General features: G+C 65.5%; 21 protein-coding genes. 9 read left to right on the plus strand and 12 right to left on the minus strand.

The window, feature by feature from the left end; genetic code table 11:
• Position 1: 1 nt before the first annotated feature.
• The 5 genes from ACQKOE_RS04225 to ACQKOE_RS04245 form a co-directional block, all read right to left on the minus strand.
• A complete protein-coding gene (locus ACQKOE_RS04225) occupies positions 2–1,414 on the minus strand; it encodes an NAD(P)(+) transhydrogenase (Re/Si-specific) subunit beta (RefSeq protein ID WP_427511691.1) in 1,413 nt (470 codons plus the stop codon).
• Positions 1,414–1,698: an NAD(P) transhydrogenase subunit alpha gene (locus ACQKOE_RS04230; protein ID WP_374587655.1), complete on the minus strand. Its 285-nt coding sequence runs from the start codon at positions 1,696–1,698 to the stop codon at positions 1,414–1,416. Before ACQKOE_RS04230 ends, ACQKOE_RS04225 begins: the two co-directional genes overlap by 1 nt.
• Positions 1,698–2,045: an endonuclease domain-containing protein gene (locus ACQKOE_RS04235; RefSeq protein ID WP_427511692.1), complete on the minus strand. Its 348-nt coding sequence runs from the start codon at positions 2,043–2,045 to the stop codon at positions 1,698–1,700. Before ACQKOE_RS04235 ends, ACQKOE_RS04230 begins: the two co-directional genes overlap by 1 nt.
• A 119-nt stretch (positions 2,046–2,164) precedes the next feature.
• Positions 2,165–3,280, minus strand: coding sequence for an NAD(P) transhydrogenase subunit alpha (locus tag ACQKOE_RS04240; RefSeq protein ID WP_427511693.1), 1,116 nt, complete (start codon positions 3,278–3,280; stop codon positions 2,165–2,167).
• Between the two features lie 14 nt (positions 3,281–3,294).
• Complete coding sequence (locus ACQKOE_RS04245; RefSeq protein ID WP_374587661.1) at positions 3,295–3,420, minus strand: aa3-type cytochrome c oxidase subunit IV; 126 nt, start codon at positions 3,418–3,420, stop codon at positions 3,295–3,297.
• A 168-nt stretch (positions 3,421–3,588) separates the two neighbouring features.
• Between ACQKOE_RS04245 and ACQKOE_RS04250 the strand changes: the two genes are divergently transcribed.
• The 3 genes from ACQKOE_RS04250 to ACQKOE_RS04260 all read left to right on the plus strand — a co-directional run bounded on the left by ACQKOE_RS04250 (position 3,589) and on the right by ACQKOE_RS04260 (position 9,254).
• On the plus strand, positions 3,589–5,007 hold the full coding sequence (locus ACQKOE_RS04250) for a sigma-54-dependent transcriptional regulator (RefSeq protein ID WP_427511694.1): 1,419 nt from the start codon (positions 3,589–3,591) through the stop codon (positions 5,005–5,007).
• A 99-nt stretch (positions 5,008–5,106) separates the two neighbouring features.
• Positions 5,107–7,881 carry a DUF2339 domain-containing protein gene (locus ACQKOE_RS04255; RefSeq protein WP_427511695.1) on the plus strand — a complete coding sequence of 925 codons (2,775 nt, stop codon included), beginning with the start codon at positions 5,107–5,109 and terminating at the stop codon, positions 7,879–7,881.
• Positions 7,881–9,254, plus strand: coding sequence for a DUF3999 family protein (locus tag ACQKOE_RS04260; protein WP_427511953.1), 1,374 nt, complete (start codon positions 7,881–7,883; stop codon positions 9,252–9,254). Before ACQKOE_RS04255 ends, ACQKOE_RS04260 begins: the two co-directional genes overlap by 1 nt.
• Positions 9,255–9,419: 165 nt before the next feature.
• Here ACQKOE_RS04260 and folP read toward each other — a convergent pair whose 3' ends face one another.
• The 3 genes from folP to ACQKOE_RS04275 form a co-directional block, all read right to left on the minus strand.
• On the minus strand, positions 9,420–10,520 hold the full coding sequence (gene folP / locus ACQKOE_RS04265) for a dihydropteroate synthase (RefSeq protein WP_427511696.1): 1,101 nt from the start codon (positions 10,518–10,520) through the stop codon (positions 9,420–9,422).
• A gap of 10 nt (positions 10,521–10,530) precedes the next feature.
• Entirely contained in the window at positions 10,531–11,664 is a 1,134-nt protein-coding gene (locus tag ACQKOE_RS04270; RefSeq protein ID WP_374587668.1) for a site-specific DNA-methyltransferase, read from the minus strand.
• A 427-nt stretch (positions 11,665–12,091) separates the two neighbouring features.
• Entirely contained in the window at positions 12,092–12,727 is a 636-nt protein-coding gene (locus ACQKOE_RS04275) for a ribonuclease HII (protein WP_427511697.1), read from the minus strand.
• On the opposite strand from ACQKOE_RS04275, the gene ACQKOE_RS04280 reads away from it, so the two are divergent.
• From ACQKOE_RS04280 to ACQKOE_RS04305, 6 genes are all read left to right on the plus strand, one after another.
• The gene (locus ACQKOE_RS04280; RefSeq protein ID WP_427511698.1) at positions 12,726–13,838 is read left to right on the plus strand and encodes a PQQ-dependent sugar dehydrogenase; all 1,113 of its coding nucleotides are present in this window, start codon (positions 12,726–12,728) and stop codon (positions 13,836–13,838) included. The two genes, ACQKOE_RS04275 and ACQKOE_RS04280, sit on opposite strands and share 2 nt — an antisense overlap.
• A gap of 54 nt (positions 13,839–13,892) precedes the next feature.
• Entirely contained in the window at positions 13,893–14,411 is a 519-nt protein-coding gene (locus ACQKOE_RS04285; protein WP_427511699.1) for a GNAT family N-acetyltransferase, read from the plus strand.
• 189 nt (positions 14,412–14,600) lie between these two features.
• The gene (locus ACQKOE_RS04290; protein ID WP_427511700.1) at positions 14,601–15,140 is read left to right on the plus strand and encodes a DUF1285 domain-containing protein; all 540 of its coding nucleotides are present in this window, start codon (positions 14,601–14,603) and stop codon (positions 15,138–15,140) included.
• A complete protein-coding gene (locus ACQKOE_RS04295; RefSeq protein WP_374587677.1) occupies positions 15,137–15,715 on the plus strand; it encodes a CoA pyrophosphatase in 579 nt (192 codons plus the stop codon). The genes ACQKOE_RS04290 and ACQKOE_RS04295 overlap by 4 nt, the downstream gene beginning before the upstream one ends.
• On the plus strand, positions 15,709–16,893 hold the full coding sequence (locus ACQKOE_RS04300) for a CCA tRNA nucleotidyltransferase (protein WP_427511701.1): 1,185 nt from the start codon (positions 15,709–15,711) through the stop codon (positions 16,891–16,893). The genes ACQKOE_RS04295 and ACQKOE_RS04300 overlap by 7 nt, the downstream gene beginning before the upstream one ends.
• 42 nt (positions 16,894–16,935) lie before the next feature.
• Positions 16,936–17,574, plus strand: a complete 639-nt coding sequence (locus ACQKOE_RS04305) for a retropepsin-like aspartic protease family protein (RefSeq protein ID WP_427511702.1) — start codon at positions 16,936–16,938, stop codon at positions 17,572–17,574.
• A gap of 199 nt (positions 17,575–17,773) precedes the next feature.
• Here the strand turns inward: ACQKOE_RS04305 and parC are convergent, their stop codons facing one another.
• Genes parC through ACQKOE_RS04325 form a run of 4 tightly spaced genes read right to left on the minus strand, consistent with a single transcriptional unit; the run spans position 17,774 to position 22,543 of the window.
• Positions 17,774–20,062, minus strand: a complete 2,289-nt coding sequence (gene parC, locus ACQKOE_RS04310) for a DNA topoisomerase IV subunit A (protein ID WP_427511703.1) — start codon at positions 20,060–20,062, stop codon at positions 17,774–17,776.
• A gap of 42 nt (positions 20,063–20,104) precedes the next feature.
• Positions 20,105–20,437 carry a 2Fe-2S iron-sulfur cluster-binding protein gene (locus tag ACQKOE_RS04315; RefSeq protein WP_427511954.1) on the minus strand — a complete coding sequence of 111 codons (333 nt, stop codon included), beginning with the start codon at positions 20,435–20,437 and terminating at the stop codon, positions 20,105–20,107.
• A 10-nt stretch (positions 20,438–20,447) separates the two neighbouring features.
• Positions 20,448–21,515 (minus strand): cysteine desulfurase family protein, encoded by a 1,068-nt coding sequence (locus ACQKOE_RS04320; RefSeq protein ID WP_427511704.1) that lies wholly within the window; start codon positions 21,513–21,515, stop codon positions 20,448–20,450.
• Positions 21,512–22,543: a cysteine desulfurase family protein gene (locus tag ACQKOE_RS04325; RefSeq protein WP_427511705.1), complete on the minus strand. Its 1,032-nt coding sequence runs from the start codon at positions 22,541–22,543 to the stop codon at positions 21,512–21,514. The genes ACQKOE_RS04320 and ACQKOE_RS04325 overlap by 4 nt, the downstream gene beginning before the upstream one ends.
• Between the last annotated feature and the right edge of the window lie 10 nt (positions 22,544–22,553).

Genomic DNA, 22,553 nt, shown 5'->3' on the forward strand with positions numbered 1-22,553 from the left:
CCTAGTGCGCCAGCGCCTTGACGATGTCTTCGACCATCTTCTTTGCATCGGCCAGCAGCATCATGGTCTGGTCCATGTAGAACACGTCGTTGTCCACCCCCGCATAGCCGACCCCGCCCATTGAGCGCTTGATGAACATGATGGTCTTGGCCTTGTCCACGTCGAACACCGGCATGCCATAGATGGGTGAGGACTTGTCGGTCTTGGCCGCCGGATTGACCACGTCGTTCGCGCCAATGATGAAGGCCACGTCGCACTGGCCGAATTCGGAGTTGATGTCCTCCAGTTCGAACACTTCGTCATAGGGGACGTTGGCTTCGGCCAGCAGCACGTTCATGTGCCCCGGCATGCGGCCCGCGACCGGGTGGATCGCATATTTGACCGAGACACCTTCCTTCTTCAGCAGGTCGCCCATTTCGCGCAGGGCGTGCTGGGCCTGGGCCACGGCCATGCCATAGCCCGGAATGATGATGACGTTTTCCGCTTCCTTCAGCAGGAAGGCCGCGTCTTCGGCGCTGCCGCGCTTCCACGGGCGCTGCTCCTTCGCCTCGCCCCCGGCGGCACCGGCATCGGCGCCAAAGCCGCCCGCGATGACCGACAGGAAGCTGCGGTTCATCGCCCGGCACATGATGTAGGACAGGATCGCACCGGAAGAGCCGACCAGTGCACCCGTGATGATCATCGCTGAATTGTGCAGGGTAAAGCCCATCGCCGCCGCCGCCCAGCCCGAATAGGAATTGAGCATCGAGACGACGACCGGCATGTCCGCACCGCCAATCGGAATGATCAGCAGGAAGCCGATCAGGAACGACAGCACCGTGATGGCCGCGATGATCCACAGGCTCTGGTCGGTCATGAACAGCCCGGTCAGACCGATGATTGCCACCAGCGTCCCCAGGTTGATCACGTGCCGCGCAGGCAGCAGGATCGGCGCGCCGCTCATCTTTCCGGCCAGCTTCAGGAAGGCAATGACCGAACCGGAGAAGGTGATCGCACCGATCGCGATGCCAAGACCCATTTCCAGCCGCGAAACGGGGTTGATCGCCCCATTCGCGCCGACAATCCCGAAAGCTTCCGGGTTCAGGTAAGCCGCCCAGCCAACCAGCACCGCGGCCAGACCGACAAGGCTGTGAAAGGCGGCCACCAGCTGCGGCATGTCAGTCATGGCGATGCGGCGGGCAATGACCCAGCCGATCCCGCCGCCAATGGCAATGGCTCCGACGATTTCCGGCAGGCTGGCGATCTGGTGCGTGACCAGCGTGGTCACCACCGCGATCAGCATGCCAATCATGCCATAGCGGTTGCCCGCGCGGCTCGTGCCAGGGCTGGACAGCCCGCGCAGCGCAAGGATGAACAGCACGCCCGAGACGAGATAGGCCAGCATGGCCCAGGAAGGAGCAGCGACGTGTTCCATCACTTCTTCTCCTTCTTCTTGTACATCGCCAGCATCCGGGCTGTGACCGCAAAGCCGCCGAAGATGTTGACGCTGGCCAGGACCACCGCCAGCAGGCCCAGCCACTTGGCCACCCCGCTACCCGCCGCAGCCGCCGCGATCAGCGCGCCGACAATGATCACGGAGGAGATCGCATTGGTCACCGCCATCAGCGGCGTGTGCAAGGCCGGCGTGACCGACCAGACCACGTAATAGCCAACAAAGCAGGCCAGCACAAAGATCGAAAGGATTGAAATAAAGTCCACTAATTTGCCTCCCCGGCACGGGGAGGGGGACCGTCCGCAGGACGGTGGAGGGGGCTGGCCGCACGCGCCGCGATTGCTTCGGCAGTGCCGATCGCATCCTCCAGCACGCGCCGCGCAGAAACCCGCAGCACCCTGAACCCGTTAGCTTTTATGTATTGGAAACGTACCAGATCGCGAGACGGCTGGTCGCCCATATCGTGCACCATGCCCTCGATTTCGATCACTAGCTTGTGTTGCAGGCAGCAAAAGTCGGCAATGTAAGGCCCAATTGGATGTTGCCGTCTGAATTTGAGCCCACCTGGTCTATGCCGGAGTTGTTGCCACAGCAGGTGTTCCGGCACGGTCATGCTTCGACGAAGCTGGCGAGCCTGATAAACGACAGGTCGTTGCAAGACTGGAGAGCCCCCTCCACCACGCTTTGCGCGGTCCCCCTCCCCGTTCCGGGGAGGCAAGGGAACCGCCAAACTCACCCCAGCAGCCTCTCGTTCACGACCTTCCCGCCCTGGGTCAGCCGCACGGCATTGCCGATTTCCTCGTCGAGCACCGGCCTGCCCTGCTCCTTGTCCCAGAAGGCGGAGAGGAAGTTGTAGAGGTTGCGGGCGAACAGGGCCGAGGCGTCTGCTGCCAGGTGCGCGGGCGTATTGGCCCAGCCGATGATCTTCACGCCGTGGCGGACAACAACTTCGTCCGGCTTGCTGCCTTCGACGTTGCCGCCCTGCGCGACGGCGAGGTCGAAGATCACGCTGCCCGGCTTCATCGTTGCAATCTGCGCGTCGGAAATCAGGCGCGGTGCGGCCCGGCCCGGGATCAGCGCGGTGGTGATGACGATGTCCTGCTTGGCGATGTGCGCCGATACCAGTTCGGCCTGGGCCTTCTGGTATTCCTCGCTCATTTCGGTGGCATAGCCGCCCGCGCCTTCGCCTTCGATCCCGGCGACGCTTTCCACGAAGATCGGCTTTGCACCCAGCGACAGGATCTGTTCCCTGGTTGCGCTGCGCACGTCAGTTGCGCTCACCTGCGCGCCGAGGCGCCGCGCGGTCGCGATGGCTTGCAGGCCCGCAACGCCGACCCCCATGACAAAGCACTTGGCGGCGGAAACCGTGCCTGCCGCCGTCATCATCATCGGGAAAGCGCGGCCATAGGCATTGGCCGCTTCGATCACGGCCTTGTATCCGGCGAGGTTCGACTGGCTGGAGAGGATGTCCATGCTCTGCGCGCGCGTGATGCGCGGCATGAATTCCATCGCCAGCGCTTCAAAGCCAGCCGCCGCATAAGCATCGACCCGCGCCCGCTGGCCGAAGGGATCTAGCCCGGCGACAATCCAGGCCCCCGGATTGGCACCGGCCAGCGCCGCAGGGTCAGGCCCCTGAACGCCGAGAATAATGTCCGCGCCCTTGACCGCGTCCTTGCTGATCTGCGCGCCCGCAGCGGCGAAATCCTCGTCAGAGACGGCGGCGTTGGCCCCCGCCCCTGGCTCGACCGCCACGCTGGCGCCCAGCGCGATGAATTTCTTCACCGTTTCCGGGCTGGCCGCGACACGGGTTTCCCCGCTCGCGGTTTCCTTCAGGACCGCGATCCGCATGGGGCGCGGAGCGATCAGGAGGCGATCATGTAAAGGACGAAGGCCGTGACCAGCACCGTCAGGATCGAGCCGTATTTCACCAGACCGATAAAGCCGGTGTAGGTCGATTCGTGTGCCTTCATGTCATTGCCGCTAGCCATCAGGGTACCCTCTGTATTGCGTAAATTGAACTTGGCGCAGTCTCTATCCGGCATTCCCCTGCCACTCAAGGGGCAAGAAAAACGGAATGCCTGAGCACCCTTAATCGGCTGTTTACCAGATTGTTCTAGCTCCGGATTTCAAGACTGTACGGGGTTGGACGATTGGACATGGCGGATATCGAGCAGCGACTGTTGATGCTGATCGACGATGAGCCGGCGCAAAGCCGGCTGATCTCCGCGCTTGCCCAGCGCGAAGGCTGGCGCACCCTGGTCGTCAGTGACTGCGACACCGCCCTTGCAACGCTCGGCTCGCGGCAATCGGCGGGACTTCGCGCGATCATCGTGGACCAATGGGTGCCCGGCGAGGAAGCCTGTTCGCTGATCGCGGAACTGCGCCGCCGCTGTCCGGGCCTGCCGATCCTGATGCTCACGAGCAGCGCCTCGCCGCTCCTGGCGGTCGAAGCAATGCGCGCCGGGGTGACGGATTACCTGGTCAAGCCGATCGCGCCGGACCGCCTCATGCAGGCGCTGCGAATGGCGACGATGCGCGAATCCCCGCACAACGAATTGCAGCCGCTGACCGAAAAGATGCAGGCAACGCCCGACTTCGACGCCATGATCGGCGCGGCCCCGTCGTTCCGCTCGGCGCTGGCCGTCGCGGCCAAGGCGGCTCGCGGCCACGGCCCGATCCTGATCGAGGGGGAAAGCGGCACCGGCAAGGAAATGGTCATCCGCGCGATGCACGCCGCCTCGCCCCGGGCCAAAGCGACGCTTCGCATCCTGAACATCGGGTCGATCCCTGAAAACGTGATCGAATCCACCCTGTTCGGTCATGAAAAAGGCTCTTTCCCCGGCGCGTTCGATCGCCAGGTCGGGGCGCTTCAGCATTGCGACGGCGGGACCCTGGCCCTGGACGAGATCGACCGGCTTCCGCTTTGCGTCCAGGAGCGCCTGCTGGAATCGCTCCAGCGCGGCGACGTCCGCCCGATCGGTGCGCGCCATTCGTTCCGGATCGACACGCGGCTGATCGCGGCCAGCAATGCACCGCTCAAGGATCTGGCCACACAGGGCGATTTCCTGCCCGACTTGCTGGCCCTGCTCTCTCCGGCAACGGTCCCCCTGCCGCCGCTGCGCGACCGCGCTGGCGACATCCCGGCGCTTGCCCGGCATTTTCTCGCCCGCATCGGCGAGCAGCCCGGCCTTCGCGCGCTGGGGATCACGGACAGCGCGCTTGCCCTGCTGGCCGCCTATGACTGGCCAGGCAACGTCCGCCAGTTGCAAGCCGTGCTGTTCCGCGCCGCCGTGTTCTGTCGCGGCGATGCCCTGACGGCCGAGGATTTCCCGCATCTGTCAGACTTGCTGGGCGCCGGGAACGCACAGCAAGCCTCAGTGCAGGAAGGCGTCGGCGTCATGCTCTACACCCCGGACGGCAATCTGCGCCCGCTCGAAGAGATTGAGGCCGACGTGATCCGCCTGGCCATTGGCCATTACCGGGGCCGCATGACCGAAGTGGCGCGCCGCCTGGGCATTGGCCGCTCGACCCTCTACCGCAAGCTGAACGACCTGGGCATCGGCGACGTCGCCTGAACCCGCGCCACCAGGTTGAGGGAAAACCCCCAGCAACACCTTTCAATTGCCGCCAAATCTGCGAAGCTTGCTCCCTCGATCCAGGCCAACGGAGGGGCGATGATCCTGTGGGCAATCGTGGCGGGGGCGATGATCGGCTGGTTTGCCGCTGATTGGAGCGAACCGGGCTTGATCCTTGGCGGCATTCTCGGCGCGGCGATGGGGACATGGCTGCGCAAGGAATTGCGGCTGGAAATCGCGCGAGAGTGGCAGCGGTTGACTGACGCCGCGGCCTTTGTGCCCGAAGCGGTGCCAGAGCCGGAAGAAGGCCCCGCTGCGCCGGAAGAATCCCCCTGGACGCCCGCGCCTGCCCGGCCCGCAGCAATCGCCATTGAGCCCGCAGACAGGCAGGAAATGCCCGCCGTGCCTGAGCCTCATTCAGAGCCTGAACCTGCGCGGCCAAGCCTGGCCGAGAGCGCGCTGGGGCACCTCATCGCCTGGTTCACCGGCGGTAACACCATTGTCCGGGTCGGCCTTGTCGTCCTGTTCGTGGGCCTCGTTTTCCTGGCACGGCTGGTGGCCAATGCTGGACTCTATCCGCTCGAGGCACGGCTGGCGACGGTGGGCCTGATCGGCGCGGTGCTGCTGGGGGTCGGCTTCATCAAGCGGGTGCAGCGCCCGGACTTTGCCTTGCACCTGCAAGGCGGCGGGGTGGCGGTCATGTACCTGACCGTCTTTGCCGCCGCGCGGATCTACACCGTGATGCCGCCGCTGGCCGCATTCGCCTTCATGATCCTGTTTGCCGCCCTGGGGGCCGCGCTGGCCGTGGTGCAGAATTCGCGGACCATGGCGCTTGCCTCGTTCCTGGGTGGCTATGCCGTTCCGGTCCTGCTGGGCGGAGAAGCGGAGAGCCCGCTGGGCTTGTTCACCTATATCACCGTCCTGAACCTGGCGGTTCTTGGGATTGCGGGCTGGAAAAGCTGGCGGGCGCTGAACCTGCTCGGCTTTTTCGCGACCTTTGGCCTCGCCGCACTGTGGGGCTTTGGCGCGTACCAAGACCGCCACTTCCTGCTGTGCGAGCTGTTCCTGGGCCTGTCGGTGGCCATCTACCTGATCACCGCCCTGCTCTATGCCCACAATACGCCTGGCAAGCTGGGCAACTTTGCCGATTCCACCTTGCTGTTCGGCACGGCTCTGGCCGGGTTCGGATTGCAGGCGGGTCTGGTTCACGACCGGCCCTATGCCGCCGCCTGGTCGGCCCTGGCATTCGGCGCGACTTACCTGACCGTTGCAGCCTGGGCGTTCCAGCGGCGCAAGCAAGGGATGGGCCTGCTCAGCGAATGCGTGCTGGCCATCGGCGTGGGCTTTGTCACCCTGGCCATTCCCCTGGCGCTGGACGTGAAATGGACCGGAGCCGCATGGGCGCTGGAAGGGGCTGGCGCATTCTGGGTGGGTGCACGCCAGGCCCGCTGGATGCCCCGCGCCTTCGGCCTCGCCCTGCAAATGCTTGGCGCGATCCTGGCGCTGGGGACGCTGGAACCTGCCGTCTCCAACGTGCCCTTGGCCAATAATGGTTTCGTCGGACCGCTGCTGATTGCGATCCCCTTGCTGCTGACCGCCTGGTGGCTACGCCGCGACTGGCCGCACAGCGGTTCCCCTTGGGCAGAGCATTGGGTTCCGGTCGAGCGCGACCTGGGCAAGCCATGGTTCCTCGCCGGGTTCGGCTTTGCCGTTCTGGCCGTATGGCAGGAAGTCAATCGCAGCCTGCCGCCGCTGACCGACCTCACGTTCCCGCCCCCAGTTCTGCACCCCTACCAGACCGTGCAGATCGGGCTTGTCGCGGTGCTGGCGCTGATGGCCGCTGCCGACTGGCTGGGCCGCAGCCGGGACTGGCCGGTGGCCACCTGGCCGGGCCGGGTATCGCTGCTGCTGATCGGCCTCGCTTTTCCTGTGAGCCTGGTCATGGGCCGCCGGATTACCGACCTGCCGGACCTTGCCTGGTGGCTGACGGCGCTGGCCCTGCACTTCTGGATGCTGCGCCAGCGCGACCGAGGGTCCGCCTCGCGCTGGGACGCGGGAATGCACACGCTGGGCGCGTTGCTGCTGACCGGAATGCTGGCGGACGGCCTGTTCCGCCTGATCGACGCAGCCAATCTCTGGAACAGTTCCTGGGCGGGCGTAGTCTTGCTGGCCAGCGCCACGGCCATGCTGTTCGGCGTCACTCGCTGGGCAGGCCGCGCCGCACGCGAGCCCGCTGGCCATTTCGCCTGGCCGCTCGATCCCCATGCCCGGGCCTATTGGTGGCGAGCCGGGTCCGTGCTGGCAGCGCTGGTCTATCTCGGCGCACTGGGCGCAGCCTGGTTCGCGGCGGGCGATACCCGTCCGCTGCCTTACGTGCCCTTGCTCAATCCCATCGACCTTGCCGTGGGGCTGGCGCTTGTCGCCCTCGCCCAGCGCCGCCAGATGTTGCAGCACGCCGCCGCGCTGCCCCGCCTGGCCCGCTGGATTGCCGGGAACGGCGGCCTGGGTGTTCTCGCGCTCCTTGCTTTCGTGGCGATCAACGGCATCTGGGTGCGCAGTGCCCATCACTTCATGGGCGTACCGTGGGATTACCGCACCCTGTCCAGCCCTACCGTCCTCACCGGCTTTTCCATCCTCTGGACCCTCATGGCCATGGGCATGATGCTTTATGCCAAGCGCAAGGCGCTGCGCCTGCCGTGGCTGGCCGGGGCCAGCTTGCTGGGCGTGGTTGTGGTCAAGCTGCTGTTCGTCGATATGTCACAGGCAGAAGGCATTGCCCGGATCGTGGCCTTTATCGGGGTGGGTGGACTGATGCTGCTGATCGGCTATTTCGTCCCCCTGCCACCCCGCAGGGGCGGCGAGGAGATGAAGTGATGATTGCCCGCCTGGTCCGTGCCCTGCTGCCCGCCGCTGCCGCTCTGGCCGTTGCCGCCTGCACTGCGGAAGAAGCCCCCGAACCCAAGAAGCAGGACGAATTCGCGCAGGTCCTGGCCGTGGCGCCCAAGGCCGGGAACAAGCTGGGCCGCGTCGTCCTGCCGGCTGCCGCCGTGGCGGAAATCGTCCGGCCAGACATGGGCGACGTGCGGATTTTCGACGCCAAGGGCCGCACCTTGTCGCTGGCGCTGGGCTATGACCGGTCCGGCGAATCGAGCCTGGTCAAGGCTCACGATCTGGCCGCGATCCCTCTGGTCGAAGGTCCGGGCGGTGTAGCGGTTCCGGTCACTGTCGCGGTGAAGGTCGGGGACGCATCGGTCGAGGTGACGGCTACGGATGCTGCCGAAGCGAGTGGCAAACAGGCCGCTGTCCTGATCGATACGCGCACCCTGGCGCTGCCCGTCACCGGGATCGAACTCGCGGCCACTCTGCCCAAGCAAGTGCCCGTCACCTTCACGCTGGAAAGCGGCAGTGACCTCAAGACCTGGGAGCCATTGGCCCAGAAAGTCCTGCTGCGTCCGGGCAACGATCCCGAAGTCCTGGGCCAGCCGCGCATCGCCTTGCCCGCAGTCAACCTCAAGGACCGCTATGTCCGCGTGAGCTGGGCGGCAGGACCGGACATCGCCGTGACTGGAGCAAAGGTGCTGGAAGCGATTGAGCGGCAACCCGCCCGCGTCGATCTGGAAACCAGCGGCGCCCAGCTTAGCAACGGCCACGAACTGCGCTTTGCCCCGCAGATTTCGGTGCCGATCGCGGCGGTAAAGCTGGAACTGACCGGATCGGACGGGATCGTTCCGGTGCAGCTGTTCGGCCGCAACGACCGTTCGGAACCCTGGGGTCTGCTCGCCAGCGCCACGCTGAAGCAGGGCGAAGGCCCGGCGACGCTCGAGCTGTCAGGCGCAACCCTGGCCGAATACCGGATCGCCGCCGATCCGCGCAGCGCGGGTTTCTCCAAGGTTCCTGAGGTCAGCCTGGCGGTCGAGCCGATCACGATCTTTGCCGCGTTCAACGGCGAAGGTCCGTTCAACCTGGCCGTGGGCCACGCCAATGCCAAGCCGGCCTGGTTCGATCCGGCCGACCTTGGCACGCCCAGCGACCTGCTGCGCGCCTGGCGCCAACAGGCCGAAGTGGAAAGCGCGGGCGAGGCTCCGGTGATCCAGCTTGCACCTGCTGCGCCCGAAAGCCCGTTCGATCCGCGCACCGTGGCGCTGTGGGCCGCACTGGTCCTCGGCACGCTGGTCCTGGCCTTTGCGGCCTGGCGGCTGGTGCGGGCGCAGGCGCGCGACGCGAAAGGCGCGGGCAACGCGGACTAAAGGCGTCGCGGCTGTCCTTCGAGACGGCCCTTCAGCCTGCGGCTTCAGCGCCTCCTCAGGACGAACGGAGTATTTTTCAATCCTCCGTTCGTGCTGAGGGAGGGCCGAAATCGAAGATTGAGGGCCTGTCTCGAAGCACCCGCGATCAAGGCCTCCCAAACAGACCTAATCCCCCAGCTGGCTGAAATCGGTCAGGGCCGCATCCCTCAATCCGCGCCAGACGTCGCGGGCCTGGACGGTTTCCGCTACATCGTGGACCCGCAGCAATTGCACGCCCGCGTCCAGGCCTTTCATGGCCAGCGCGATCGAGCCGCCCAGCCGCTTGTGCGCCGGTGCCTCATTGCTCAGCGCGCCGATCATCCGCTTGCGGCTGACCCCCAGTAGCAGCGGCTGGCCCAGTGCGTGGAACAGCGGCAGCGCGTTCATCAGGGCCAGGTTCTCTGCCAGGCTCTTGCCAAAGCCCAGGCCGGGATCGAGCACGATCTTCTCACGCGCAATCCCCGCCGCAAGGGCCGCATCACGGCGCTGTGCCAGCCAGTCGAATACGTCCAGCACGACATCGGCATAATGGCCGTTGCCATGCAGGTCCTCGCCCTCACCCGGCGCGTGCATCAGCACGACCGGAGCGCCGGAGCCCGCGGCAAATTCCAGGCTGCGGGGATCGTGGCGCAGGGCGGAGACGTCGTTGAAGATATGCCCGCCCGCCGCCAGCGCGGCTTCCATCACGGCGGGACGGCGCGTGTCGATGCTGATCGCGGCGCCCATTCCGGCCAGCCGCTCGACCGCTGGGACGACGCGCTTCAACTCGTCCCCTTCCCACACGGCGGCAGCGCCGGGCCGGGTGCTTTCGCCGCCCACGTCGATGATGGCTGCCCCCGCCTCAACCATGGCGGCGGCGTGGGCATTGGCCACCTCGGGATCGTCCATGAACTGCCCGCCGTCCGAAAAGCTGTCAGGCGTGACGTTGAGGATGCCCATGACCTGCGGCTGGTCCAGCCGCACCGTCCGCGCCCCGCATTGCAGCGGCGCATGGCTGCGCTGGAGATTATCGAACTGCTCCTCCACGGCATCCGGCAATCCGGAAAGCGCCGCGCGCAGCTCCGGGACGGAATAACGGGCGCGGCTGACGACCCTAAACTCTTCCCGCGCGATCAGGGCAAAGCGGCTGGCATAGACCATGCCGCCCGCGAGGCGCACGGCGTCGCCATCCTCACACTGCGGGCTAGCGGCAAGGGCAATCGGGCGGAGGTAGAATGAAGTCGTCACGTGCGGACGATTAGTCCTCGGTCGCCAGCAGGTAAAGCTGCCGGATCGCGTCCAGCGGCTTGACCGCGCCTTCGTGTTCCAGGTGCCAGAAGGTCCAGCCGTTGCAACTGGGCGCGCCTTGCAGCTTCGCGCCAAGGCCGTGGATCGAACCCGTTTCGCTGCCCGAAACCAGCGAGCCATCGGCGCGGACCGTGGCTTTCATCCGGCCCTTCTTGTCAGTCAGCACGGTGCCCGCCGCGATCCAGCCGGTTTCGATCAGCGTGCCGAAGGCAACCTTGGGCGCAGCCTTGGGGCTTTGCATCGTGGTCAACGCGCTTTCATCGAGCGGCAGGGCCAGTTCGATCCGTTCCAGCGCGGCCTCGCGGTACTGGCTCTCGCGCTCGCACCCGATCCATTCGCGGCCCAGGCGCTTGGCCACTGCCCCGGTCGTGCCGGTGCCGAAGAACGGATCAAGCACCACGTCGCCCTTGTTGGTCGTGGCCAGCATCACGCGGTAAAGCAGCGCTTCGGGCTTTTGGGTCGGATGGACCTTGGTTCCACCCTTTTTCAGACGCTCTTGCCCCGAACAGATCGGCAGAACCCAGTCAGACCGCATCTGCAATTCGTCGTTCAGCGTCTTCATCGCGCGGTAGTTGAAGGTGTACTTCGCCTTCTCCCCCATCGAACACCAGATCAGCGTTTCGTGGGCATTGGTAAAGCGCGTGCCCTTGAAATTGGGCATGGGGTTGGCCTTGCGCCAGACGATGTCGTTCAGGATCCAGAAGCCCATGTCCTGCATCATCGCGCCCAGGCGGAAGATGTTGTGATAGGACCCGATCACCCAGATCGACCCGTTCGGCTTGAGTACGCGGCGCGCCTCGGTCAGCCATTCGCGGCTGAACTTGTCATAGGCGGCAAAGCTGTCGAACTTGTCCCAATCGTCCGTCACTGCATCAACGTGGCTGCCGTCCGGACGCGACAGGTCGCCGCCCAGTTGCAGGTTGTAGGGCGGATCGGCAAAGATCATGTCGACGCTGTCAGTCGGCAGGCTGCGCATCGCTTCGACGCAGTCGCCCGGAATGATCTGGCCCAGCGGAAGATCGGGACGCGCGACCTCCTTTACAGCGCGCAGCCGCGCCTTTTCGCCCACCAACATCTGACCCATGACTGCCCTCTGAAAACGCAAAAGTTATCCACAGGGTGAGTCTTTGCGGACTCCGCGTCAAGCATAAAGTGGCTGGATTCCTAGGGATTCAGGTCGGGATTCGTGCCTGCGAAAGCGGAACAGAACGAGTCCCACACAGCATATGGAGTCTGGCGATTCGCTGCGGACTCAATATCTGGTGGTGTGGCCGTGAGGACTCGGGCGGCAGAAATCCACATCAACCGCCCCTTCGTCATTGCGAGGAGCGAAGCGACGAAGCAATCCAGGGGAGCGCAAACGCCCTGGATTGCTTCGCTCCGCTCGCAATGACGAGTGGTTACCAGGCAATCCTGATCCCAAACCGCTCAGGCTGAGCTTGTCGAAGCCGATCCGCGCAAGACACCCTTCGACGGGCTCAGGGTGAGCGGAGTTGAGGCAGCCCGCGCGGTTAAAGCAGCACCAGTTGCGCCACCGGGGCAAAGCTGCGGCGGTGAAGCGGGCTTGGGCCGTGGCGGCGCAGGGCCTCCAGATGCTCCGGCGTGCCGTAGCCCGCGTTGCGTTCCCAGCCATAGTGCGGATGGGCCAGGGCATATTCGCGCATCAGGCGGTCGCGGTGTTCCTTGGCGATGATCGAAGCGGCGGAAATGCACGGCTCGATCGCGTCCCCGCCCACAATCGCGCGGGCTGGCCAGCGCCATTCCGGACGCCGACCGACCGGAGTGAGGTTGCCGTCCACCAACACGTGGTGCGGCTCTCCGTCCAGTTGCTCGCATAGCGATTGCACCGCCAGGCTCATCGCCAGCATGGTCGCCCCGAAAATGTTGAGCCGGTCGATCTCGTCCACTTCGACCACGCCCACTGCCCATTGGCAGCGGCGCTTGATCCGTTCTTCCAGTTCGGCCCGGCGGGCGGGTGACAGTTTCTTGGAATCGTCCAGTCCGGCGGGGCGCGGCTTGCACAGGACCACGGCGGCAGCGACCACAGGCCCGGCCAGCGGTCCGCGCCCAGCCTCGTCCACCCCGATGATCACCTGACCGTCGGGGCACTTGGCAAGTACGGAATTGTGGCCAATATCTGCGACCATGCGCAACAAACTCCTGACCGCTCTTTCGCCCCTCGTCCTCATCGCCGCAAGCTGCGGAGGCCCCGCTTCCGGGGATAGTCCCAGCACCGTGCAGCAAGTCGACGGACAGTTCGCCATCCAGGAACTGGGCACTTTCGAGGCGCCCTGGGCCCTGGCTGCCCTGCCCGAAGGACGCCTGCTCATTACCGAGAAGGCCGGAAAGCTCAAGCTTCGTGGGGCAGATGGTTCGGTGCAGGACGTACCCCTGCCCTTCACCGTCGATTTTGGCGGCCAGGGCGGCCTGGGCGACGTGATCGCGGCGCCCGACTTTGCGAAATCCGGCCGCATTTACCTCAGCTGGGCCGAAGCGGGCGAGAACGATACCCGCGGCGCGGCTGTCGGCACCGGAACGCTCGTCACCGGCCAGGGCGCGCCCCGGCTGGAAGGCTTTGAAGTGATCTGGCGGCAGAACCCGAAAGTCACCGGGCGCGGCCATTATTCGCACCGCCTGGCGATCAGTCCGGACCGCAAGCACCTCTACATCGCCTCGGGCGAGCGCCAGAAGATGCAGCCCGCGCAGGATCCGAACAGCGACCTGGGCAAAGTCATTCGCATCGCCATCGACCAGTCCGGTCGGCCAAGTGGCCCGGCGCAGCACGTGTCGCTGGGCCACCGCAACATCCTGGGCCTGGAATTCGCGCCGGACGGTCGCCTGTGGGAAATCGAACATGGCCCGGCTGGCGGGGACGAACTGAACCTGGTCAAGCCGGGAGCCAACTATGGCTGGCCGCTGGTCTCCGAAGGCAAGCATTACAGCGGCGAATTCATTCCGCACCATGATACGCGCCCGGAATTCACGCCACCTGCGCTGTTCTGGAACCCGGTGATCGCGCCGGGCGGGATGACCTTCTACTCCGGCAGGATGTGGCCGGAGTGGAAGGGGCAATTGCTGATCGGGGCGATGAAGCCGGCCGCCGTGGTGCGGGTGAAGATCACTGGCGACAAGGCGAGCGAAGAAGCCCGCTATCCCACCGAAAAGCGCATCCGCGCCATTGCCGAAGCTCCCGACGGTGCCCTGCTTGTGCTGGAAGACGGCCCGGGAGGGCGCCTGCTCCGCCTCTCACGCCCCTGACGCGGCTGCAATTCGATTCGACAACGGCGCGCGCCGGTCCTATCGGCGCGCGCAATGTCTGACGTCGCCACCCTGATCCCGCTCGACAATGTCGATCCCGTTCTGGTCGAGCAATTGCTGGACCGCGCGTTCGAACCCGGTCGGCACCAGCGCACCGCCTACAAGGTCCGCGATGGCAGCGACTGGCTGCCCGCCCTGTCCTTTGCCGCCATCGACGGGGAAGAACATCTGGTCGGGACGATCCAGTGCTGGCCAGTGGCCCTGACCGATCCGGCAGGGCGCGCCCATCCGATGATCATGGTCGGCCCGGTGGCCGTCCTGCCCGAACACCAGGGCATGGGCTATGGCCAGGCGCTGATGACCGCCAGCCTCTCCGCGCTTAGCCCGGATGCCCCGCTGCCGCAGGTGATGATCGGCGATCCGGAATATTATGGCCGGTTCTGGGGCTTCACCAATGCCTATACCGGCGGCTGGGACCTGCCCGGTCCGTTCGAACAGCACCGCCTGCTGGTCCGCTGCGCCAATCCCGCCGTCTTGCCCAAGGAAGGCATGCTGGGGCCTTGGCGCAGCTGAAACGGGTTCGCGCAGAGAGCGCAGAGGCCACAGAGGACTTGCCCTTGTTGCGGCGAAGCCGCGCGGCACTCTGATTTGGTTACAACCGAAAGCTTTTCTAGCGGGCGGCACTAATCGCTCTGCGAACTCTGCGTTCTCTGCGCGAACCAAAATATTGTCCAAGCAGCGCCTATCTGGCATCGGCTGAGAATGCCCTATGTCCCCGCCCCTGATCTAGCCAGCCTGAGCCTTGCCGAAATCGCGGAACTGAGCGCCGCGCGCAAGCTGCCTCCGGTTGAGCAATGGAACCCGCAGGACAGCGGGGATAGCCTGATGGTGATCAAGGCGGACGGGCGCTGGTTCCACGACGGTGGCGAAATCCGCAAGCCCGCGATGATCCGCGCCTTCTCCGGCCTGCTGCGGCGGGACGAGCATGGCCAGCACTGGCTGGTCACGCCCCACGAAAAGCAATCCATCGCGGTGGAGGACGCCGCTTTCATCGCCACCGATGTCAGCCGCACCGGCGATGCCCTGGCCTTCCGGCTCAATACCGACGAAATCGTCCTCGCCGGGCCGGAAAATCCCCTCACCGCGCGGGGCGATGCGGAAACGCCTGCGCTTTACCTCGCCGTGCGCCACGGAACCGAAGCGCGGATCAACCGCTCAACCTGGCTGCAACTGGTAGAACTGGCCGATGAAGACCTGATCGTCACCAGCCAGGGCGCCACCTTCTCGCTGGTTCCGGCATGAGCCTGGTCCACCGACTTCAGAAACTGCATGAAGAAGGCCATGCGCGCGAGATCGAGCACCGCGACGAAACCGCCTTCGCCCAGCGCGAACTGCGCCCTGCTGCGGTTCTCGCCGCCATGACAGAGCGCGACCGGCCCGGATTCCTCCTTATCCACCGCCCGTCGAACATGCGCTCCCACCCCGGGCAAGTCGCCTTTCCGGGGGGTAAGATCGATCCCGGCGAAACCCCGGTCGAGGCGGCGCTGCGCGAGGCTTATGAGGAACTGGGCATTCACGAACGCGACGTCACCGTGATCGGCACCAGCGACACCTATCGCACCGGATCGGGCTATGCGATCACGCCCGTGGTCGCCGTCGTGCCGCCGGACCTGAAACTGAACCCCAGCCCCACCGAAGTGGCCGCCTGGTTCGAAGCGCCGGTGGACTTTGTGTTCAACCCCGACAACCACACCCACCATGCCGGATTTTGGCAGGGGCAGGAAAGACGCTACATTGAGATTCTATGGCAGGAACACCGGATCTGGGGCGTGACGGCGGGGATCATCGCCAATCTGGCGAAGAGGATCGCATGGTAACGCATTTGCCGCCCGCAGACTGGCTGAAGCGGCGCGACCTTGCCCGGCTGATCGAAGCGCTGGGACCGGGCCAGGCGCGCTTTGTCGGCGGGGCCGTGCGCGATACGCTGCTGGGGCTTGAGGTCAAGGACGTGGACCTGGCCACCCCGCTGGAACCGCAAGAGGTGATGCGGCGGCTGAAAGAGCATGAAATTCCAGTGGTTCCGACCGGAATTGAACACGGCACTGTAACTGCCGCGTTCAAGGGCGGGCCGGTGGAAATCACCACCCTGCGCCACGACGTCAGCACCGACGGCCGCCGCGCCACCGTCGCTTTCGCCAGCGAGTGGCAGGACGATGCCGCGCGCCGCGACTTCACCATCAACGCGCTTTATGCCGACCCGGAAAGCCTGGAAGTCTTCGACTATTTCGGCGGACTCGACGATCTGGCAGCACGACGGCTGCGCTTCATCGGCGATGCCCGCCAGCGCATCCGCGAGGATCACTTGCGCATCCTGCGCTACTTCAGATTCCAGGCGAGGTTTGGATCTCAACCCGCTGATAAAGGTGCAGAAGAATCCTGTTCGGAACTGGCCGCTACCTTGAAAGGGCTGTCGCGCGAGCGGATCGGGATGGAGATGATGAACCTCCTGGGGCTTGCCAATCCGGCCCCCACCGTGGCCCGGATGGAACAGCTTGGCGTCCTGCCGGTGGTCCTGCCCGAAGCTGACGTCACGGCGCTGGAACGCTTGGTCCAGCACGAGCAGGCCGAACGCGCCGCACCCGACGCGATCCGCCGCCTTGCCGCCCTGCTGCCACCCGAACCAGGCTTGGCGGAGCAGGTCGCCAGTCGTTTCCGCCTGTCCGGTGCACAGAAGAAGCGGCTCGCTCTCGCTGCCGCACGCGGTTCGGAAATCGATGGAGCCGGAAACTCGGCCCGCGCCCTCGCCTATCGCTTGGGCCGCGACGCAGCGCTGGACCGCTTGCTGCTGGCCGGTTCGCACACCGCTGTTCTGGAAGGATGGGAGATTCCCGTCCTGCCGCTGAAAGGCGGGGACATCGTGGCGCGGGGAGTTAAGGCCGGACCTGAAGTGGCGCGGGTGCTGCGCGCCGTGGAATCGCGCTGGATTGCCGAAGAGTTCCCCGACGCGGAGCGGGTTGGCGAACTGCTCGACCTGGAATTGACAGCAACGGCCTAGTCAGGCCTGCGCAAGACAAGGGGCCGTACCTATATGATGGCCATGAACGATCTGATCGCTTTCCTTGCCCAGCAACCGCTGCTACTGCTCGCCATCTCGGCCATCCTGGTCTCCGTGCTGGGCGGGATGCTGCTGGGCGTGGCGCCCTGGCTCGGCCGGTTCCTGCGCGGCGTGGGCAACCTGGGCCTGGTCGCGGCGCTGCTGCTGACCGTGGCGCAGGCCGCTCGGATGTCCTCCACCAGCGACGTCGCACTGACCTGGGCCGGGATGCAAAAGCAGGAAGTGTCAGGCGATACGACCCGCATTCCGCTTTCGCCGGACGGTCATTTCTGGATCAACGCGCAGGTCAATGGCGAGCCGCGCCGGTTCCTCGTCGATACGGGCGCAACCCTGACCGCCATCTCCAGCAACACGGCCCTCACCGCCGGAATCGAGCCCGGCCCGATGGACCGCAGCCTGATCCTGCAAACCGCCAACGGCGCGGTCGCGGCCCAGACGGCGGTGATCGACGAACTGCGCTTTGGCAATATCGTTGCCCGCGATCTTGATGCGGTGATCACGCCGGGCATGGGCGAAACCAATGTCATCGGCATGAACCTGCTGTCCCGCCTCGCCGGTTGGCGGGTTGAGGGTCGGACCCTGATCCTGACGCCGAAGAACCCGCAGGTGTTGGGGGAATAGACGCGTTTCCGGTTCGCGCAGAGACCGCAGAGGACACAGAGGTTTTCGCGGTCCAGTCCCGCTTGTTGCGACTCAAACTACGCGCTGAACAGCAGGACCCCGGATCAAGTCCGGGGTGACGGTATTGGGCAAACGGTATATCTCCCGCAAGCACCCCGCTCAGGCTGAGCTTGTCGAAGCCGGGCCCAGCAACTCTGCGTCAGAACTTGTTGTCGCGCGGGAAGCCGGTCGGCGGCATCCTGCCCGCAGCGCCGCGCGCGACCTTCCACATCCGCATGTCGCCCTCGGTGCGCACCCGGCCGGTTTCGCCGCCCATCTTCCAGCTGAGGCCTTCGTCCAGCTTGAGCGTGATCGCATCGGCCAGCCCGCCATCGCGGTAGCGTTGCAGCGTGACCCCCTGCCCCTTGGCCAGGACCGGCAGTTCTTCCAGGCTGAAGATCACCAGCTTGCGGTTGTCGCCCACCACGGCGACGTGATCGTGCTCAGGCGGGATTTCGCGGACCACGGCCAGTTTGACGCCCGGCTTGGTGGTCATCACGCCCCGGCCCTTGCGGGTTTCGGCCAGCAGTTCATCCGCCTCCGCCGCAAAGCCGCGCCCGGCATTGCTGGCCAGCAGCAGTTGCGCCTTGGGTCGGTAGACCAACACGCCGACAATCTCCGCGCCCGCATCTATGTCCACCATGGTCCGGATCGGCTCGCCAAAGCCGCGCGCGGAAGGCAGCTTGTCACAGCCGAGCGTGTAGAACCGGCCATTGTCGCAGGCGACCAGCAGCTTGTCCGTGGTCTGCGCGTGGACGGCAAAGGCCGGGCCGTCGCCTTCCTTGAACTTGAATTCCTTGTCGAGCGGTTCGTGCCCGCTCGCGCCGCGTATCCAGCCCTTGGCCGAAAGGATCACCGTCACCGGCGCCTTTTCGATCATCGCGTCCATGCTGAATTCGACCGTCGGCGCGGCCTCGGCAATGGTGGTGCGGCGGCGGCCCAGCGCCGTATCCTCGGCATAGTCCTTGCGCAGGGTATTCAGGTCGCGCTTCAAACGGGTGCGCTGGCGGGCCGGACTGTCGAGCAGCTTTTCCAGCTCGTCCTTTTCGGCCAGCAGCTCGTCCCGCTCGCGCCGCAGCTCCATTTCCTCAAGCTTGCGCAGCGAACGCAGCCGCATGTTGAGGATCGCTTCGGCCTGCCGGTCGGTCAGGCTGAATTCGGCCATCATTACCGGCTTGGGCTCGTCCTCGGTCCGGATGATCTCGATGATCCGGTCGAGGTTGAGGTAGGCGATGATATAACCGTCGAGCAGTTCGAGCCGGCTGGCGATCTTTTCCAGCCGGTGCCGGGTGCGGCGCAGCAGGATGTCGATTTGGGCGATCACCCATTCCTGCAGCAGCAGCTTCAGCCCCAGCACCCCCGGCGTGCGCGTGGCGTCGAGCACGTTGAGGTTCAGGTTGAAGCGCGTTTCGAGGTCGGTCAGCTTGAACAGCGACTCTTTCAGCAGTTCAGGATCAACGTTGCGGCTTTTCGGCACGAAGACCAGGCGGATCTGCTCGTCGCTTTCATCGCGCACGTCTTCCAGGATCGGCAGCTTCTTGTCCGCGATCAGCTGGGCGACCTGTTCGATCAGCTTGCCCTTTTGCAGCATGTAGGGGATTTCGGTGACGACCAGCTGCCAGGCCCCGCCGCCCAGCTTTTCAATGCCGGTCGCTTCCCAGCTGCCGTCCGCCTCGCGCCCGGTGGAGAAGCGGCCCCGCACCCGCATGGCGCCCTTGCCGGTTTCATAGGCCGCGCTGATCGTCGCTGCGCTTTCGACCACCAAGCCGCCGGTGGGAAAGTCCGGCCCCTTGAACACCTCCATCAACTGGGCATGTTCGACATGGGGATTGTCGATCAGCAACAGGGTCGCGTCGATGATTTCCGCGACGTTGTGGCTGGGGATGTTGGTTGCCATGCCCACGGCAATGCCGCTGGCTCCGTTGGCGAGGAGGTTGGGGAACAGGCCGGGGAAAATCTCCGGCTCTTCCTCTTCCCCGTTGTAGGTCGGGACGAAATCAACCGTGCCTTCGTCCAACCCCGCCATCAGCTGGATCGCGGTCTTGGTCAGGCGGGCTTCGGTATAGCGGTAGGCCGCGGCGTTATCGCCGTCGATATTGCCGAAGTTGCCCTGCCCTTCGACCAGCGGATAGCGCAGGCTGAAATCCTGGGCCAGGCGGACCATCGCGTCATAGACGCTGGCATCGCCATGCGGGTGGTATTTACCGATAACGTCGCCGACCACGCGGGCCGATTTCTTGAAGGCCTGGGTCGGGTCCAGCTTGAGCTGGCGCATGGCCCAGAGCAGGCGGCGGTGGACCGGCTTCAGCCCGTCGCGCAGATCGGGCAGCGAGCGCGCGGTAATCGTGGACAGGGCATAGACCAGGTACCGTTCCGACAGCGCGGAATCGAACGGCGCGTCGACGATGGCGTCGAAGGGATCGGGTTCGGTCGTCGTATCGGTGCTCATTGCCCGCCGCTCCTAGCAGGGCGCGCTTTCCCTCGCCAAGGGTCAGCGGCGCTGCATGTCGTGGCTTTCCCCCGGAATTCGCACTTCGATCCCGTCCAGTTCCTCGCTCAGCTCGATCTGGCACGAAAGGCGGCTGGTGCGGGTGACGCCAGCGGCCAGATCCAGCATGTCTTCCTCGTCCTCGCTGGCGGGGATCAGCTTGTCGAACCATTCGCGGGAGATCACGACATGGCAGGTGGAACAGGCCATCTGCCCTTCGCAGGTGCCCTCCAGCGGCATTCCCGCTGCCTGGGCGACGGCGAGCAGGCGATCGCCGACGGCACCTTGCGCCGCGACCTTTTCGCCCTGCTCCGTAATGAAGGTGACATTTACCAGCACGCGACCATCACACCCCTTGCGCCTTGGCTGCCGCGTCAATGGTGCGGCAGGCTTCGATCAGTTCGTCCCTAGTGGTATAGCGCCCAAAACCCAAGCGGATCGATGATCGCGCTTCCCCATCGGACAGGCCCAGCGCCCGCAGCACGTGGCTGGGCCGGCCCGAGCCGGAAGCGCAAGCGGACCCGGCAGAGAACATGATGCGGCGGCAGTCGCTCATCAACCGCGCAACGTCCAAGCCATTGAGGCGAAGGTTGAGGTTTCCCTTGTAACGTTTTGTTCCAGAGCCGTTCAGCACCCACCGATCCAGCACCCCGCGCGCCTCATTCCAAAGCATCTCGACATGGGCCGCGTCCTCCTCCCGCCGCCCCAATGCGAGCTTTGCCGCTGCGCCAAAACCGGCGCAGAGCGCGGGAGATAGGGTGCCGGAGCGCAGGCCGCCTTCCTGCCCACCTCCAAGGATGATCGGAGAAAGCTGCAAACCATCGCGCACCCACAGCGCGCCGATCCCTTTCGGGCCATGCAGCTTGTGCGCCGAAACGGCAATCAGGTCAGCCCCGGCGGGGGCAGCGAGTTTTCCCGCCCCCTGCACGGCATCGCACAGGAACCAGGCCCCGGCAGCACGGGCCCGCTCCGCCAGGCGCTCGACCGGCTGGATCGTGCCGATTTCGTTGTTGACCTGCATCGCCGCGACCAGCCGGGCACCTTCGGGAAACGGCACTTCCGGATCGATCAGGCCATCAGCGTCAACGGCGAGTTCGTGATCGGCATCGAACCAGCGTGCCGTATCACGGACCGCCGCGTGCTCGATGGCCGACACCGCAACCGGACCATTCGGACCGCCCCGTATCGCCAGATTGATCGCCTCGGTCGCAGAGCCGGTGAAGACCACTTGCCCGCCGGAAGGGAACAGCGCGGCGACCTGTTCGCGCGCGACTTCCACCGCCGCCTTGGCCGCCCGCCCCATAGCGTGGGCGCTGTGCGGATTGGCAAAGCCATCGCCCGCCAGCCAGCGCAGCATCGCCTCGCGCGCTTCGGGCGCCAGCGGCGTGGTTGCCTGGTAATCGAGATAGATCATCGCCCGGCCACGTCTTTCCAAGCGGTGAGGAAGCGGTCCACATCGTCCGCCGTCGTTTCCCGCCCGATGCTCACGCGGATCACTTCGTTCGCGCCTTCGGTGCCCATCGCCTCCAGCACGTGGCTGATCCGCAAAGAGCCGGAAGAGCAGGCGCTGCCCGCCGAAACCGCGATCCCCTGCCCGTCAAAGCGGATCAACTGCGCATTTGCCGACTTTCCAGGCATCCGGTAAGCACCGATGGTGGCAAGACGCGGGGCATCTGCGGCAACGACCTCCCCGCCAGCCGAGAGAATTTCGCTTTCCAGTCGCACACGCAACTGCGCCGCCTGATCCAGCCATTCGCGCCCTGCCTGAAGCGCAGCCGCCATGGCCATGACGCCGGGCAGGTTCTCTGTCCCGCCGCGATAGCCGCGTTCCTGCCCGCCGGTCGGGCGCAGCAAGGCCCAGTCGCGCACCAGCAGCGCGCCCACACCAATCGGTCCTCCGAACTTGTGCGCCGACAGCGCGATCAGGTCCGCTTGAGGAAGCTCCAGCTTGCCGACGCCCTGCGCCGCATCGGCCAGCAATAGGCCGCCAGCCGACTTCACGGCTGCGGCAATGGAACCCAGCGGCTGGATCACGCCGGTTTCGTTGTTGACCTGCTGGACGGCGATAAGGCCCGCCAGCGCGCAGCGCGCCGGATCGACCAGCCCGCGCCCATCGACCGGCAGCCGCATCGCCTCCGGCGCATGGCGCAGCACCGCCTCGTGCTCCACGGCGCTGACAGCCACAACCGGCTGGACGCAGCGCGACATGGCCAGGGCCAAGGCCTCGCTCGCGCCGCTGGTAAAGATCACTTCGCCCTGCCAGCCCAGCCCTGCCTTGATCGCTGCGCGTGCATCTTCTAGCGCGGCGCGGGCCTTGCGCCCCGCCGCATGGGGACTGCTGGGATTGGCCCAGAGGGCAAATCCTTCGAGCAGCGCATCGCGCGCGGCCGGCAGCAGCGGAGTGGTTGCGGCATGGTCAAGATAAAGGGCAGTTTGGGACATGCTCGGAAAA

The sequence above is a fragment of the Novosphingobium sp. NPDC080210 genome (assembly GCF_050281025.1).
In the GTDB taxonomy this organism is placed as follows: domain Bacteria; phylum Pseudomonadota; class Alphaproteobacteria; order Sphingomonadales; family Sphingomonadaceae; genus Novosphingobium.

Bases quoted from the DNA above. Each gene is read 5' to 3' on its own strand.
- parC (WP_427511703.1), bottom strand. From the start codon at position 20,062: ATGAGCACCGATACGACGACCGAACCCGATCCCTTCGACGCCATCGTC.
- ACQKOE_RS04305 (WP_427511702.1), top strand. From the start codon at position 16,936: ATGAACGATCTGATCGCTTTCCTTGCCCAGCAACCGCTGCTACTGCTC.
- ACQKOE_RS04260 (WP_427511953.1), top strand. From the start codon at position 7,881: ATGATTGCCCGCCTGGTCCGTGCCCTGCTGCCCGCCGCTGCCGCTCTG.
- ACQKOE_RS04325 (WP_427511705.1), bottom strand. From the start codon at position 22,543: ATGTCCCAAACTGCCCTTTATCTTGACCATGCCGCAACCACTCCGCTG.
- ACQKOE_RS04300 (WP_427511701.1), top strand. From the start codon at position 15,709: ATGGTAACGCATTTGCCGCCCGCAGACTGGCTGAAGCGGCGCGACCTT.
- ACQKOE_RS04290 (WP_427511700.1), top strand. From the start codon at position 14,601: ATGCCCTATGTCCCCGCCCCTGATCTAGCCAGCCTGAGCCTTGCCGAA.
- ACQKOE_RS04225 (WP_427511691.1), bottom strand. From the start codon at position 1,414: ATGGAACACGTCGCTGCTCCTTCCTGGGCCATGCTGGCCTATCTCGTC.
- ACQKOE_RS04275 (WP_427511697.1), bottom strand. From the start codon at position 12,727: ATGGTCGCAGATATTGGCCACAATTCCGTACTTGCCAAGTGCCCCGAC.
- ACQKOE_RS04320 (WP_427511704.1), bottom strand. From the start codon at position 21,515: ATGATCTATCTCGATTACCAGGCAACCACGCCGCTGGCGCCCGAAGCG.
- ACQKOE_RS04280 (WP_427511698.1), top strand. From the start codon at position 12,726: ATGCGCAACAAACTCCTGACCGCTCTTTCGCCCCTCGTCCTCATCGCC.
- ACQKOE_RS04245 (WP_374587661.1), bottom strand. From the start codon at position 3,420: ATGGCTAGCGGCAATGACATGAAGGCACACGAATCGACCTACACCGGC.
- ACQKOE_RS04250 (WP_427511694.1), top strand. From the start codon at position 3,589: ATGGCGGATATCGAGCAGCGACTGTTGATGCTGATCGACGATGAGCCG.
- ACQKOE_RS04285 (WP_427511699.1), top strand. From the start codon at position 13,893: ATGTCTGACGTCGCCACCCTGATCCCGCTCGACAATGTCGATCCCGTT.
- ACQKOE_RS04295 (WP_374587677.1), top strand. From the start codon at position 15,137: ATGAGCCTGGTCCACCGACTTCAGAAACTGCATGAAGAAGGCCATGCG.
- ACQKOE_RS04240 (WP_427511693.1), bottom strand. From the start codon at position 3,280: ATGCGGATCGCGGTCCTGAAGGAAACCGCGAGCGGGGAAACCCGTGTC.
- ACQKOE_RS04255 (WP_427511695.1), top strand. From the start codon at position 5,107: ATGATCCTGTGGGCAATCGTGGCGGGGGCGATGATCGGCTGGTTTGCC.
- ACQKOE_RS04235 (WP_427511692.1), bottom strand. From the start codon at position 2,045: ATGACCGTGCCGGAACACCTGCTGTGGCAACAACTCCGGCATAGACCA.
- ACQKOE_RS04270 (WP_374587668.1), bottom strand. From the start codon at position 11,664: ATGGGTCAGATGTTGGTGGGCGAAAAGGCGCGGCTGCGCGCTGTAAAG.